We start from the raw sequence: 15,083 nt of genomic DNA, 5'->3' as shown, positions 1-15,083 counted from the left end.
TGGTTGTCATCACCGCGAGAAGGAGCAGGGACATGAACAGGATCGTGATTCTCGGCGCGGGGTACGCGGGCATGGCCGCGACCGTCAGCCTGGCCGCTCGCACCGCCCGCCGCGACGACGTGCACATCACCGTCGTCAACGCGGACGATCGGTTCACCGAGCGCCTGCGGTTGCACCAGACCGCCTCCGGGCAGCAGTTGGCCGACCTGCGCATCCGGCACCTGCTGGACGGCACCGGGGTGGAGTTCGTGCGCGGCTGGGTCACCGGCGTGGACGCCGACGCGCGTACCGTCCGCATCGACGACGGGCGGTCGCTGGAGTACGACCGACTGGTCTACGCGCTCGGCGCGGTCGCCGACACCGCCGCCGTGCCCGGTGTGGACGACCATGCGTACACCTTGAACAGCGCGTACGACGCCGAACTCCTGGCGCGGCGGCTGGCCGACCTGGGCACCGGAACCCTGGCCGTGTGCGGCGGCGGGCTGACCGGCGTCGAGGCGGCGGCCGAGATCGCCGAACGGTACCCCGACCTGGACGTGATGCTCGTCGGCCGGCAGGAGCCGGGGTCGACGATGGGACCGAAGGCGAAGGCGTACGTGCTAGGCGCGCTCGCGCGGCTCGGCGTACGCGTCCTGAGCGGCGTCGAGATCGCCAAGGTGCGGCCCGAGGCGGTGGATCTCGCCGGTGGGGACAGCGTCCCCGCCGACGTGGTGCTGTGGACCAGCGGGGTGCGGGTGTCGCCGTTGGCGGCCGCGGCGGGTCTGCGGGTCGACGAGCGGGGCCGGATCGTCACCGACCACGCGCTGCGGTCGGTGTCGCATCCGCAGGTGTACGCGATCGGTGACGCGGCCGCCATCCGGCAGCGCTACGGGACCATGCACGGCACCTGCCAGAGCGGCATGCCGACCGGCGTGCACGCCGCGCTGTCGATCGCGCGGGAGCTGACCGGCCGGCGGCCGGGACGGTTCCGGTTCGGCTATCTCCACGCCCCGGTCAGCCTGGGCCGGCGCGACGCGGTCGTCCAGTTCACCCGTCCCGACGACAGCCCCGGGAGGCTCTGCCTGACCGGCCGCGCGGCGGTCTGGTACAAGGAGACGGTGAGCTCGTCGCCGTGGCCGTCGTTCGCCCGGCTGAAGACGTTCCCGTCGGCGGGCTCGTTCGCGTGGCGTCGCGGCGGCCGGTACACGCGATGACGTCCGACCCGCGCGGGCAGGTGTTCGACGACCATCGGAACCTGCTGTTCTCCGTGGCCTACCGCGTCCTCGGCACCGCGGCCGATGCCGAGGACGCGGTCCAGGACGCCTGGCTGAGGTGGTCGGCGGCCGACCGGTCGCAGGTGGCCGACCCCAAGGCGTATCTGGTGCGGATCGTGTCGAACCTGGCACTCGACCGGTTGCGGTCGGCCCGGGCCCGGCGGGAGACGTACGTCGGCCCGTGGCTTCCCGAGCCGATCCTGACCAGCACCGACACCGCCGACGACGTGGCCGCCACGGACGCGCTGTCGATGGCCCTGCTCGTGGTGCTGGAGACGCTGACCCCGCTGGAGCGCGCGGTGTTCGTGCTGACGGAGGCCTTCGGCTTCAGCTACGCCGAGATCGCCGAGGCCGTCGAGCGCTCGGAGGACGCCGTACGCCAGGCCGGGCACCGCGCCCGCAGGCACGTGCAGGCCCGGCGGCCCCGCTTCCCGGCCGACCGCGCGCGGCAGACGCAGGTCACCGAGCGCTTCCTCGCCGCCGCCACCGGCGGCGACATCAACATGCTGATGCAGATGCTCGCGCCGGACGTGACGCTGTGGACCGACGGTGGCGGCAAGGTCCGCCAGGCCATGCACCCGGTCACCGGCGCGGACCGGGTCGCCGCCTGGTTCGCGGGTATCGCGACCCGCCCCTACCAGGGCGTGGAGCCCGCCGACATGGTCGTCGAGCTGGTCGAGCTGAACGGCCGGCCGGGCATCGTGTTCAGCGGCGGTGGCCGCGTCATCGCCACGCTGACCCTCGACCTCGACGAGGACGGCCACATCGCGGGCATCCACAACGTGGCCAACCCCGACAAGCTCCACGCCGTCGCCGCCCGGACCGTCCACCGCCTCGAAACCGGCCCCTGACCAGGTCCGCGGACCCGACGGAGGCGGCGCGGCCGGGGACGGCATAGCCAAAAACTCTTGTGGGGTTCCTACAAACGGCACCGCGAAGGGTTCGGCGGTTACGACATGGCGCTGCCGGCCGGCAGGCGGAAGGGTGATCACTGCCGGAGGCCCGGGGGGTCGCGGCGCGTACCTGTGGGTCTACCGGAGGGGTCGGACGGGTGTTCAGCCGTGTCGCCATCGTCAACCGTGGTGAGGCCGCGATGCGGCTCATCCACGCGGTCCGGGAGCTGGCCGCGGAGACCGGGTCCCGGATCGAGACCGTCGCCCTCCACACCGACGTCGACCGTACCGCCACCTTCGTGCGGGAGGCGGACATCGCCTACGACCTCGGTCCCGCGTCCGCGCGCCCGTACCTGGACCTGAAGACGCTGGAGCGCGCCTTGGTCGAGACCGGCGCCGACGCCGCGTGGGTCGGTTGGGGCTTCGTCGCCGAGGACCCGGCGTTCGCGGAGCTGTGCGAGAAGGTCGGGGTGACCTTCGTCGGGCCGAGCCCGGAGGCCATGCGCAAGCTCGGCGACAAGATCGGCGCGAAGCTGATCGCCGAGGAGGTCGGCGTACCGGTCGCGCCGTGGAGCCGGGGAGCGGTCGAGACCCTGGACGCCGCCCGCGCCGCGGCGGCCGAGATCGGCTACCCGCTGATGCTGAAGGCGACCGCGGGCGGCGGCGGGCGCGGCATCCGCGTGATCACCAACGAGGCCGAGCTCGCCGACGCGTACGAGCGCACCAGCCAGGAGGCGGCGCGGGCGTTCGGCAGCGGCGTCGTGTTCCTGGAACGCCTGGTCACCGGCGCCCGGCACGTCGAGGTCCAGGTGATCGCCGACGGCCAGGGCACCGCCTGGGCGCTCGGGGTCCGGGACTGCTCGGTGCAGCGGCGCAACCAGAAGGTCATCGAGGAGTCGGCGTCGCCGGTGCTCAGCCCGGCGCAGGCGGCCGAGCTCAAGGCGTCGGCCGAGCGGCTCGCCGTCGCGGTCGGATACCGGGGCGCCGCGACCGTCGAGTTCCTCTACCACCCCAGTGACCGGCTGTTCGCGTTCCTCGAGGTCAACACCCGCCTCCAGGTCGAGCACCCGATCACCGAGCTGACCACCGGGTTCGACCTGGTCAAGGCGCAGCTGCACGTCGCCGCGGGCGGCCGGCTCGACGGCGAGCCGCCGGTGGAGCGCGGGCACGCCATCGAGGCCCGGCTCAACGCCGAGGACCCCGACCGCGACTTCGCGCCCTCCCCCGGCCGTATCGCGCGGCTGGACCTGCCCGCCGGGCCGGGCATCCGCGTGGACACGGGTGTCAGCGAGGGTGACACCATCCCCGCCGACTTCGACTCGATGATCGCGAAGATCATCGCCTACGGTCGCGACCGCGACGAGGCGCTCGGCAGGCTGCGCCGGGCGATGCAGAACACCACCGTGATCATCGAGGGTGGCGCGACGAACAAGAGCTTCGTGCTCGACCTGCTCGACCAGCCCGAGGTGATCGACGCCAGCGCGGACACCGGCTGGATCGACCGCGTCCGCGGGCAGGGCGGGCTCGCCACCCACCGGCACTCCGCCGTCGCACTGGCGGCCGCCGCCGTCGAGGCGTACGAGGAGGAGGAACGCGTCGAGCGGCAGCGGCTGCTGTCGACGGCGTCCGGCGGTCGCCCGCAGGTGCAGCACCAGAGCGGCCGGCCGCTGGACCTCAAGCTGCGTGGCGTCGGGTACCGCCTGCGCGTGGCACGCGTCGGCGCGCACCGGTTCCGCGTCGGCCTCGAGGCGGGCGGCGACGTCCGCACCGCCGACGTCACGCTCGACCGCTTCGACCGGCACACCGGGCAGATCGCCGTCAACGGCGTCACGTACCGCCTGCTCACCGGGACGCACGGGCCGATCCACCTGGTCGAGGTGAACGGCGTGACGCACCGGGTCGGCCGCGACGAGGGCGGCGTCGTCCGCTCTCCCATGCCGGCCCTGGTCGTCGCCACGCCACTGGCAATCGGCGCCGAGGTCGAGGCGGGCGCGCCGGTGCTGGTGCTGGAAGCGATGAAGATGGAGACGGTGCTGCGGGCGCCGTTCCGGGCGCGGCTGAAGGAGTGCGCCGTCTCCGTGGGCAGCCAGGTGGAGGCCGGCGCGCCGCTGCTGCGGCTGGAGCCGCTCGCCGACGAGGGCGCCGAGGCCGTGGCCGCCGGGCCCGCCGGGTCGGTCGAGCTGGACCTGCCCGCCGCGCCCGAGGACGTACCGGCGCGCATGCGCGCCCGGCGCGGCCAGGAGGATCTGCGCGGCCTGCTGCTCGGCTTCGACGTCGACCCGCACGACGACCGTCGGGTGCTCGACGACTACCTCGCCGCCCGGCGGGCGGCCGCCGAGGACGGCCACCGGCCGCTGGCCGAGGAGCTCGACCTGGTCGACGTCTTCGCCGACCTCGCCGAGCTGAGCCGCAACCGGCCCACGGGCGAGGACGGCGGTGTCGGGAGCCAGGTCCACAGCGCCCGCGAGTACTTCCACACCTACCTGCAGAGCCTCGACGTCGAGCGGGCCGGGTTGCCGAGCGCGTTCCAGGCCAGGCTCGCCAAGGCGCTCGGGCACTACGAGGTCACCGACCTCGAGCGCTGCCCCGAGCTGGAAGCCGCCGTGTTCCGGATCTTCCTCGCCCAGCAACGCGCGTCCGCCGACGCCACGGTCATCGCGACGCTGCTGCGCGCGTGGCTGCGGGAGCCGCCGCCGGACGAGACGCTGCGTGAGCCCGCCGGCCTCGCGTTGGAGCGGCTGGTCGCCGCGACGCAGGTCCGCTTCCCCGTGGTCGCCGACCTCGCCCGCGGCGTGGTGTTCGCCTGGTTCGCCCAGCCGCTGCTGCGCCGCAACCGCGCCCGCGTCTACGCCCAGGTCCGCGGGCACCTGCGTCACCTGGACGCAGACCCGGACGCCCCGGACCGCGCCGAGCGCATCGCGGAGATGGTCCGCAGCACCGAGCCGTTGGTGCGGCTGCTCGGCCAGCGGCTGATCCGCGACCACCTCGACAACACGGTCATGCTGGAGGTGCTGACCCGGCGCTACTACGGCAACAAGGCGCTCACCAGCGTCCGCGCCCGCACGACCGCCGGCTGCACGTTCGTGGTCGCCGAGCGTACCGACTCGACCGTGGTCTCCGCCGCGGTGGGTTTCGACGCGCTCGCCGGCGCGCTGCGCGGGCTCGCCGAACTGGCCGGCGGCGAGGATTCCATCGACGCCGACATCTACCTCGCCTGGGAGAACCAGCCGGAGGACTTCGACGCGATGGCGGCCGCGCTGCTCGAGGTCATCGCCGCGCACCCGCTGCCGCGCCAGGTACGCCGGGTCACCACCACCGTCGCGGGCCGAGGTGGAGCGGTGATGCACCACCACTTCACGTTCCGCCCCACCGGCGCGGGGATGAGCGAGGAACGGCTGATCCGCGGCCTGCACCCGTACATCGCGCAGCGGATGCAGCTGGAGCGGCTGCACAAGTTCGACCTCACCCGGCTGCCGTCGTCGGACGAGGAGGTCTACCTCTTCCAGTGCGTGGCGCGGGAGAACCCGTCCGACGAACGCCTCGTCGCGTTCGCGCAGGTGCGCGACCTGACTGAACTGCGCGAGCACGACGGGCGACTGGTCGCGCTGCCGACGACCGAGGACGCCGTCGCGGCGTGCCTCGACTCGATCCGCCGCGCCCGGTCGCGGCGACCGTCGAAGACCCGCTTCAACACCAACCGGGTCGTGATCTACGTCTGGCCGCCGAGCGAGCTCACCCGCGAGGAGATGGAGATGATCGCCGGGCGGGTGCGCCCGACGACCGCGGGCGCCGGGCTGGAGGAGATCCTGTTCATCGCGCGGCAGCGCGACCCGAAGACCGGCGAGCTGACCAAGATCGGCGTACGGATCTCCTTCGACGTCACCGGCGGCGTCGAGCTGGCCATCGGCGAGCCGCCGGTCGAGCCGGTCGAGCCCCTCGACGACTACCGGCTGAAGGTGCTGCGGGCGAGCGCCCGCAACACGGTGTACCCGTACGAGCTGACCCGCCTGCTCGGCGACTTCGTCGAGCACGACCTCGACGACGACCACGCGCTGGTGCCGGTCGACCGGCCCAAGGGGCGCAACAGCGCGGCGATCGTCGCCGGCGTGGCCACCACGCCGACGCGGCGGCACCCGCAGGGGGTCACCCGGGTCGTCCTGCTCGGTGACCCGACGAAGTCGCTCGGCGCGTTGTCGGAGCCGGAGTGCCGCCGGGTGATCGCCGCACTGGACCTGGCGGAGCGGATGCGGGTGCCGCTGGAGTGGTACGCGCTGTCCGCCGGCGCCCGGATCTCCATGACGTCCGGCACGGAGAACATGGACTGGGTGGCGGCGGCGCTGAAGCGGATCGTCGAGTTCACCCAGGACGGTGGCGAGATCAACATCGTGGTCGCGGGCATCAACGTCGGCGCGCAGCCGTACTGGAACGCCGAGGCGACGATGCTCATGCACACCAAGGGTGTCCTGGTGATGACCCCGGACTCGGCGATGGTGCTCACCGGCAAGCAGTCGCTCGACTTCTCCGGCGGCGTGTCCGCCGAGGACAACTTCGGCATCGGCGGCTACGACCGGGTGATGGGGCCGAACGGCCAGGCGCAGTACTGGGCACCGGACCTGCCCGCCGCGCGGGACGTGCTGATGGCGCACTACGACCACACGTACGTCGCGCCCGGCGAGGACGCGCCGCGGCGAGCGACCACCGTCGACCCCGTCGACCGCGACATCTCCGACTTTCCGCACGACGTGGCCGGCAGCGACTTCACGACCGTCGGCGAGATCTTCTCCACCGCGGCCAATCCGGACCGGAAGAAGCCGTTCGACATCCGGACCGTGATGCGGGCACTCTCCGACCAGGACCACCCGGTGCTGGAACGCTGGGCCGGCATGGCCGACGCGGAGACCGCGGTGGTGCAGGACGCGCACCTCGGCGGCATCCCGGTGTGCCTGCTGGGCATCGAGTCCCGGTCGGTGCCGCGGCGCGGCTTCCCGCCCACCGACGGCCCCGACACCTACACCGCGGGCACGCTGTTCCCGAGGTCGTCGAAGAAGGCCGCGCGGGCGATCAACGCGGCCAGCGGCAACCGGCCGCTGGTGGTGCTGGCGAACCTGTCCGGCTTCGACGGGTCACCCGAATCGATGCGGAAGCTGCAACTGGAGTACGGCGCCGAGATCGGCCGCGCCATCGTGAACTTCCGCGGGCCCATCGTGTTCTGCGTGATCTCGCGCTACCACGGCGGCGCGTTCGTGGTGTTCTCGAAGGCGCTGAACCCCAACATGACGGTGTTGGCGCTGGAAGGCTCGTTCGCCTCGGTGCTCGGCGGCGCTCCCGCCGCCGCGGTGGTGTTCTCCCGCGACGTCGACGCCCGCACGGCGACCGATCCGCGCGTGCGGGACCTGGAGGCCCGCGCCGCGGCCGCCTCCGGCGCCGACCGCGCCGCGCTGACCGCGGAACTCGACGAACTCCGCTCGTCGGTCCGCGCGGAGAAGCTCGGCGAGGTGGCCACGGAGTTCGACCGGGTGCACGACATCCAGCGCGCTGTCGAGGTCGGCTCCGTCGACGCCGTCGTCCGCGCCGCCGAACTCCGGCCCCGCATCATCGAGGCCATCGAGTCACCTCTGCGGTGACCGGTGTCTGCTCATCCGTGCCGGTGTCTGCTCATCCGTGCCAGGAGCGCCACAGCGCGGCGTAGGCGCCACCGGCACGGATGAGCTCGTCGTGGCTGCCGAGTTCGGTGATCCGGCCGTCCTCCAGCACCGCCACCCGGTCGGCGTCGTGCGCGGTGTTGAGGCGGTGCGCGACGGCGATGACGGTACGGCCGGTCACGACGGTGGCGAGCGCCCGCTCGGTACGCCGGGCGGTTGTCGGATCGAGCGCGGCGGTCGCCTCGTCGAGGACCAGGATGTCCGGGTCGGCGAGGACGAGCCTGGCCAGCGCGAGCTGTTGCGCCTCGGCGGCACCGAGTTCGCGGCCACCGTCGCCGACGTGCGTGTCGAGGCCGTCGGGCAGGTCGGCGTACCAGTCGGCGCCGACGGCCACCAGCGCGGAGCGCATCTGCCCGTCGGCCGCGTCCGGCGCGGCGAAGGCGAGGTTGTCGCGCAGCGAGCCGATGAAGACGTGGTGCTCCTGCGTGACGAGGGCGATCCGGCGGCGCCGCTCGGCCGGGTCCAGGTCGGTGACCGGGCGGTCGCCCAGTCGCACCACACCCTCGCGCGGCGCGTCGATGCCGGCGAGCAACCGGGCGAGGGTGGACTTCCCGGCGCCTGAGGGGCCGACGACGGCGAGCCGTTCGCCAGGGCGTACGTCGAGGTCGATCCCGTGCAGCACGTCATGGCCGTCGGCGTACGAGAATCTCGCGCCGCGCACCACGAGCCGCTGTCCGGCGGGCTCGGACGCGGCGCCCCGTGGTTCCGGTACGCCGACCGCGGCCGGAGCGACCGTGCCGGAGCGGGACGGGTTCCCCGGCGCCTTCTCCGGGCCGACACCGAGCACGCGAGCGAACGAGGCGAGGCCGCGTTGCGCCTGCTCCATCCACTGCAGCAGCCGGTCCAGGGGGTCGATCGCCTGCTGGAGATAGAGCGCGGCGGCGACCACCTCACCGAGCGTCACCGTGCCTCTGGGCAGGAAGAAGCCGCCGACCAGCAGGACCGCGGCGATCGGCAGCGGGTAGCTCGCCTCCACCACCGGGAAGAAGACGGACCGCAGGGCCAGGGTCGCCCGGCGGGTTGCCCACACGCGGCCGATGCGCCGCGTGCCGTACCCGACGCGGTCGCCGCCGAGACGGAGCGCCTCGACGGTGCGGGCGCCCTCCGCGGTCGTGGTCAGCGCCTCGGTCAGCTCGGCGGTCGCGGCCCCCTCGGCGAGGTACGCCGGCCTGGCGCGACGCAGATACCAGCGGGTCACCGCGACGATCGACGGCAGCCCGGCCAGGGCGACCAGGCCGAGCAGCGGGTGCAGCAGGAAGATCGCGCCGAAGAGGAGCGACAGTTGCGCCGAGGCGATGACGATGACCGGCACCACGTCACGGACGGTGGTCCCGACGGTCGTCACGTCGACCGAGCTGCGGGTGGCGAGGTCGCCGGTGCCGGCGCGCTCGACGAGCGAGACGGGCAGGTCGAGCGTCCGCGAGACGAACTCCTCACGCAGCCGGGCCACGGCACGTTCGCCGAAGCGGTGGCCGGCGTACTGGGCGTACCGGGTGAGCAGCCCCTGGGCCAGCACGCAGATGCCGATCGCCAACGCGAGGCGGTCCACGGCGGCGGCGCCGGCGCCCGCGGCGACCTCGTCCACGATCGTGCCCAGCAGCCACGGTGCGGCGAGCCCCGCGATCGCGGCGGCACCGTGCAGCAGCAGCACGACGGCGACGGCGCGGCGGTCGCGGGCGATGAGGTCCAGCGCGGCCCGCCGGACGACGGCCCGGTCCGCGACGGGGAGGCCGCTCACCGCACTGCCCCGTCGACGTCGGCGGACGCGCTGTCCCGGGACACCAGCGCCCGGTACCCCGGGTCCCGGTCGAGCAGCTCGACGTGGGTGCCGGCGGCCACGATCCGGCCCTCGCGCAGGTACGCGACCGTGTCGGCGCACCCGAGCAGCAGCGGTGACGTGGCCAGCACGATCGTTGTCCGCCCGGCCCGCGCCGCCCGGAGCCGCTGGGCGATGCGCGCCTCGGTGTGCGCGTCCACGGCCGACGTCGGGTCGACCAGGATCAGCACGTCCGGTTCGGCGAGCAGGGCCCGGGCCAGGCGTACGCGTTGTCGCTGGCCGCCGGAGAGGCTGCGGGCACGGGTGCCGATCGGCGTGGCGAGCCCGTCCGGCAGGGCGTCGACCACGTCCTCGGCCGACGCCGTCCGCAGGGCAGCTCCGATGTCGGCGTCGCCGATGCCCGCCCGGGTGCGCAGTATCTCCCGCAGCGTCCCGGCGAAGACGTAGGAGTCGTGGTCGGCGACGAGGATCCCGGCGCGCACGTCGTCGAGCGCGATCCTGGCCAGCGGTACGCCGCCCCAGGTCACGTCGCTGGCGACGAACCGCCCGAGGCGGTCGGCCAGCGCCACGGCCTCGGCCGGGTCGTCGGCGGCGACGGCGAGCAGCCGCCCGGCGGGTGCCGTCAACCCGGTGGCGGGATCGTGCAGGTCGGCGTGGCCGTCCGGCGGGGGCGGGACGGTCGTTCCGATCGCCCGCGACGGCGGCGCGGCGTCGTCCGGAGTCAGGTTGAGCAGGGCGACGATCCGCCGGGCGGCGACCCGGCCGCGGATCAGCTGGTAGCCGCCCTCCAGCAGGAACCAGACCGGCACGATGAGGACCGCCACGTACCCGTAGACGGCGATCATCTGCCCGATCGTGATGTCGCCGTCGGCGGCCATCCGCGCCGCCAGCCAGACCACGGCGGCCAGGAAGAGACCCGGGATGACGATCGTCAGCGCCTCGATCCAGCTGTTCACGGCGCCGACCCGGTACCCCTCGGCCAGCAGTTGCCGGGACCGGGCCGCGTACCGGCCGGCGAACAAGCCGCGCCCACCGACGCCGGCGAGGACGCGCAGCCCGGCGACGATGTCGCCGGCGCGGGTGGTGAGGAGGCCCTGCTGGTGCCGGTAGACCGACTCGACCCGTTCGAGGCGGCGCAGCAGCGGCCCCACGACCACCACCATCGCGGGCACTCCGAGCAGCACGAACAGCGCGAGGAGCGGGGACACCGACCACAGCAGGACGGCGACGAACGCGTACGCGAGGACCGCGCCCACGCCGGGCCCGGTCATCGTCAGCACCGCCGACGTGTGCGTGATGTCGGCGCCGCCGACGGTGGCCACGTCCCCGGCGGCGAGCCTGCGTGGCAGCACCGCGCCGATCCGGGACAGGTGTCGCAGCAGGACGGCGGCGGAGCGGGCCGACGCGTCCTCCCGGACGAACGTCATCGTGCGGTGCCGCATGATGCCCAGGTACGCCAGGCCCACTCCCGCCACGACGATCGCGGCCACCCACGACAGCAGTGCCCGGTGGTCGGAGGCGCGCAACCCGTCGTCGATGGCGCGGGCGACGAGGTACGGCCGGACCGCCAACCCGAGCATCCAGGCCGTGCCGATCAGGCCTCCGCGCAGCACCCGCCACGGCTGGCAGCGGACGAGCCACCAGATGTACCACATCGGCCCCCTCGTGTCCGGCACGCCAGGCTCGGGGTGAGGGAGCTGTGGGGGCACCCGCCCAGATTACCGATCACGGTCGCCGGCGGATGCCCCGCTCGCGAATGCATCGACAGCCGTCTCTAGCGCGAACGACGCCCAGGTGGTAGGAATCTGCCAAGGGTTTGATCGGGTATGAAATTTCCTACCGAGGGGGCGTCGATGAGGATGCGAAGGATCATGGCCAGCCTCATGGCCGTGGCCGGTCTGGCCGCCTCGGCCACACCGACCTCGGCGGCCCCGTCGGACGAACGGGCCGTCAGCTACCGCGGCTACCGCCTGACGGTGCCCGCCGGTTGGCAGGTCGTCGACCTGTCCACCGACCCGCACGCGTGCGTCCGGTTCGACCGGCCCACCGTCTACCTCGGCCATCCGGGCGACGAGCCCTGGTGCCCCACCCGGCTCGCCGGGCGAACGGCAGGACTGATCATCGAGCCCATCGACTCGGTCACCGCGGACCGGCTCACCGCGGACACCGCGATCACGAACAGCGGAACGGCGACCGCGGGCAACCCGGTGTCCCGCGACGGAACGATCCAGATCGCCGTGCGCGACGCGGGCGTGCTCGTCACCGCCCTGCACACGCCGGACACCGAGCCGGTGGTCCGCCGGGTCCTCGCCGCCGCCCGGCTGGGCCCGGACGCCAGGCCGGCGCCGACGGGCCCGGTTCGCACCGACGCGGGACCCGCCACGGCGACGCCGTCGGCGGCGTCCGGCCCGCAGCCGGGCACCTACACCGGCAAGGGCTTCGACACGTGCACCGCCCCGTCGCAGTCCACGATGGATGCCTGGCGGAACGCCTCGCCCTACCGGGCGATCGGCATCTACATCAGCGGCTCCAGCCGCTCCTGCACCCAGGCCAACCTGACCGCGAGCTGGGTGACCAACCAGACCGGCAACGGCTGGCACCTCATTCCCATCGAACTCGACCGCCAGGCGCCGTGCGGCACCCGTACGCCGAAGATGTCGTACGACCCGGCCACGGCCCGGTCCGAGGGTGCGACCCGGGCGACCGCCGCGGTGAGCGCGGCCCAGGCGCTGGGCATCCCCGCCGGGAGCGTGATCTACAACGACATCGAGCACTACCCGTCGAGTGAGTCGTGCAAGGCGGCCGTGCTGTCGTACCTGTCCGGCTGGACCGACCGGCTCCACGCGCTCGGCTACCTCTCGGGCATGTACTCCAGCGGATCCTCCGGGGTCCGGGACCTGTGCGACGCCTACCACGACAGCCGCTACACCCGCGTCGACCACCTCTTCTTCGCCTGGTGGAACGGGGTGGCCGACACCGACGCCGGCGACTACTGCCCGGACGCCCACTACGCCGCCCGGCAGCGCATCCACCAGTACACCGGTGACAGCTACGAGACCTGGGGCGGCGTACGGATCTACATCGACCGGGACTACCTCGACGTCTCGACCGGCACCCCGCCACCGCCGGACGGGTTCGACAGCACGATCGACAACACCACCACGGGGCGGTTCACGGCGAGCGCGAACTGGGGCACGTCGACGTACTCCGGCCAGCGGCACGGCGCCGACTACCGGTTCGCCACCCCGACCCCCACCAGCGACGTCGCCTGGTTCCGGGCGGCCCTACCGGAGACGGGCTCCTACCAGGTGTCGGTCTGGTACCCGGCCGACCCGGGCTACAACGACTCGACCCCGTACGTCGTGGCCACCGCGAACGGCAGCCAGACGGTACGGGTGAACCAGCGCCTCAACGGCGGCCGCTGGGTGTCGCTCGGCGTGTTCACCCTCTCCGCGGGCGACCGCAACACGGTGGGGGTGAGCCGGTGGACCAGCGGCACCGGCTACGTCATCGCCGACGCCGTCCGCATCACCCGCGTCTGACGGTGCCCACCGGTTCATCCGTTTGCCGCGGCATCCCGCGCCCGTTGCGCCGGCACGGCACTCGCCCGGTTGCCGCCCGCGCGCTTCGCGGCGTACATCGCGCGGTCGGCGTGTGCGAGGGTCTCGGCGACCACGTACGCGGGACCGCTGGCGACCCCGACGCTGACCCGTGTCCGGCAGGTCGTCATGCCGGCTACCGCGTCGACGGTCCGCCGGGCGACGTGCGCGGCGGCCGCGGAGTCGGCGCCCGGAAGGATGGCGACGAACTCGTCCCCGCCCAGCCGGGCCACGAAATCCCCCTTGCGGACGCTGGCCGTGAGCACCTGCGCGACGGCCCGCAGCACGTCGTCGCCGGTGGCGTGCCCCAGCGAGTCGTTGATGTGCTTGAACCGGTCGATGTCCACGGTCAGCACCGCGACGCAGTCGCCGGCTGCGGCGCCGGCGGGCAGGTTCCGCAGGAAGTTGTCGAGACCACGGCGGTTCGCCACCCCGGTCAGTGGGTCGGTCTGCGCCGCCCGCTCGGCCTGCTCGTGCTGCCACCGCAGGACGTCGTACGAGTGCATGGTGACCGCCGTGTGCAGCCAGCGGTGCCGCTGGCGCCACAGCAGCTCCGCGAGCGCGTCTCCGTAGGTGAGCCCCGGTGCGGCGTCGCGCGACCCGTTGGCCGCGAGCAGCACCGCGTGTGTCCGGTGCAGCGCCGCCGTGACCAGCCAGTCGGTGTCGGGCGACAGGGCGGCGACGGCGGTCTCGATGACGCGCAGGGCCTCGTCCGGGCGCCCCGAGCGGCTGAGCGCGACGGCGTGGAAGGGCCGGCACAGCAGCAGTTCCTGCTGCTGCTCCTGCAGGCCGTGGGTCCGTAGCAGCGCCATGTACCGGGGAATGTCGGCCGCCGCGCCGGCCGGGTCCTGGCGGTCGGCGCGGGCGCACGCCGCGTACAGCAACGCCGAGAGCCGCCACACCTCCGCCTTGGGCCCGCTGGCCTCCGCCGCCGCCCGCACCGCGTACTGCTCGGCGGCGGTGGTGTGCTGCTCGGCCTCGGCGACCTGACCGACCTGGTACAGCTCCAGTGCCCACATCAGGTTGAGCTCCGCCAGGTTGCACAGCCACATCGCGCGGTTGCCGTTGTCCGGGTACGACACCCGGCGGGTCGCCTCGTAGGCCGCCTGGAACTGGGGTTCGGCCAGCTCGTAGAGGCGCAGCTGCGCGTACCCGATCGCGATCCCGGTGTGCGCGTTGCCGGCGATCACCGGGTCCGGTTCGCCGGCGAGCAGGGCGGTCTCCGCGCTGACGAGGTCCCGTAGCACCGCCTCGATGTCGTACTCGGCGATGTCCTGGTCGCCGAGGCGCAGCCGCCGGTTGGCGCGCAGCGACAGCGCGCAGGAACGCCACCCGACGCTGTGCTCGCGGTCGGCGGCGGCCAGCATCAGGTCGGCGGCGGCGACGGCGGCCGGCAGGTCCCCCAACCGGGTCAACGCCACGACGCGGGCGAAGTGCATCGCCGCCGGACCGTCGCAGATCTCTCCGGTGGCTTCGCGGAGCGCCGACTCGGCAGCCGCCAGCACCTGCGCCGCGCCGCCGGCCTGTGCCTCCTCGAGGAGGCACAGCGCCCGGAGGGTCATGTCGTCCATGCGGTCGCCTCCGCACCGCCAGGGAAGAAACAGCCCGATGTTACGGTAATCGATCCGATTCGAGGAGCCGCAGCCGTCCCTCGCACCGGCGAGCAGCCCGCGAGCCGCTGCCTCGGCGGCCGTCACCGGGACATTCGATCAGGTCCGTGGGCCGCCGGCACCACTACGATGCGAGCGTGGCTCGCGTTGCCCGCCGTCGCCGACGCGCTCGCCTCCCGCGGCCTGCCGCGTCCGGTCGTCGACACGGCCGCGCCGACGTCACCTGCCACGGCCGCGACCACCCCGCGG

The 15,083-nt window shown here is 73.6% G+C and carries 7 protein-coding genes; 4 read left to right on the top strand and 3 right to left on the bottom strand.

Annotated elements, in window-relative coordinates; translation table 11 throughout:
• The first annotated feature begins 32 nt into the window (after positions 1-32).
• From GKC29_RS16070 to GKC29_RS16060, 3 genes are all read left to right on the top strand, one after another.
• The gene (locus GKC29_RS16070) at positions 33-1,193 is read left to right on the top strand and encodes an NAD(P)/FAD-dependent oxidoreductase (RefSeq protein ID WP_155331603.1); all 1,161 of its coding nucleotides are present in this window, start codon (positions 33-35) and stop codon (positions 1,191-1,193) included.
• Positions 1,190-2,104 carry an RNA polymerase sigma-70 factor gene (locus GKC29_RS16065; protein WP_155331602.1) on the top strand — a complete coding sequence of 305 codons (915 nt, stop codon included), beginning with the start codon at positions 1,190-1,192 and terminating at the stop codon, positions 2,102-2,104. The genes GKC29_RS16070 and GKC29_RS16065 overlap by 4 nt, the downstream gene beginning before the upstream one ends.
• A gap of 200 nt (positions 2,105-2,304) precedes the next feature.
• Positions 2,305-7,770 carry a carboxyl transferase domain-containing protein gene (locus GKC29_RS16060; protein WP_155331601.1) on the top strand — a complete coding sequence of 1,822 codons (5,466 nt, stop codon included), beginning with the start codon at positions 2,305-2,307 and terminating at the stop codon, positions 7,768-7,770.
• Between the two features lie 31 nt (positions 7,771-7,801).
• Here the strand turns inward: GKC29_RS16060 and GKC29_RS16055 are convergent, their stop codons facing one another.
• Positions 7,802-9,586 carry an ABC transporter ATP-binding protein gene (locus tag GKC29_RS16055; RefSeq protein ID WP_155331600.1) on the bottom strand — a complete coding sequence of 595 codons (1,785 nt, stop codon included), beginning with the start codon at positions 9,584-9,586 and terminating at the stop codon, positions 7,802-7,804.
• Entirely contained in the window at positions 9,583-11,280 is a 1,698-nt protein-coding gene (locus GKC29_RS16050) for an ABC transporter ATP-binding protein (protein ID WP_230688641.1), read from the bottom strand. Before GKC29_RS16050 ends, GKC29_RS16055 begins: the two co-directional genes overlap by 4 nt.
• Positions 11,281-11,496: 216 nt before the next feature.
• Between GKC29_RS16050 and GKC29_RS16045 the strand changes: the two genes are divergently transcribed.
• Positions 11,497-13,167, top strand: a complete 1,671-nt coding sequence (locus tag GKC29_RS16045) for a glycoside hydrolase domain-containing protein (protein ID WP_230688640.1) — start codon at positions 11,497-11,499, stop codon at positions 13,165-13,167.
• A gap of 14 nt (positions 13,168-13,181) precedes the next feature.
• Here GKC29_RS16045 and GKC29_RS16040 read toward each other — a convergent pair whose 3' ends face one another.
• A complete protein-coding gene (locus GKC29_RS16040) occupies positions 13,182-14,795 on the bottom strand; it encodes a diguanylate cyclase (protein WP_155331598.1) in 1,614 nt (537 codons plus the stop codon).
• Positions 14,796-15,083: the final 288 nt, after the last annotated feature.

Source organism: Micromonospora sp. WMMC415 (assembly GCF_009707425.1).
Lineage (GTDB): Bacteria > Actinomycetota > Actinomycetes > Mycobacteriales > Micromonosporaceae > Micromonospora.
The sequence above is the reverse complement of the archived record's forward strand: the minus strand, read 5'-3'. Positions and strand labels throughout refer to the sequence as shown.

What these genes read in the sequence shown, in the direction of transcription:
- GKC29_RS16070 (WP_155331603.1), top strand. Translation starts at nt 33, where the DNA reads ATGAACAGGATCGTGATTCTCGGCGCGGGGTACGCGGGCATGGCCGCG.
- GKC29_RS16065 (WP_155331602.1), top strand. Translation starts at nt 1,190, where the DNA reads ATGACGTCCGACCCGCGCGGGCAGGTGTTCGACGACCATCGGAACCTG.
- GKC29_RS16050 (WP_230688641.1), bottom strand. Translation starts at nt 11,280, where the DNA reads ATGTGGTACATCTGGTGGCTCGTCCGCTGCCAGCCGTGGCGGGTGCTG.
- GKC29_RS16045 (WP_230688640.1), top strand. Translation starts at nt 11,497, where the DNA reads ATGGCCAGCCTCATGGCCGTGGCCGGTCTGGCCGCCTCGGCCACACCG.
- GKC29_RS16040 (WP_155331598.1), bottom strand. Translation starts at nt 14,795, where the DNA reads ATGGACGACATGACCCTCCGGGCGCTGTGCCTCCTCGAGGAGGCACAG.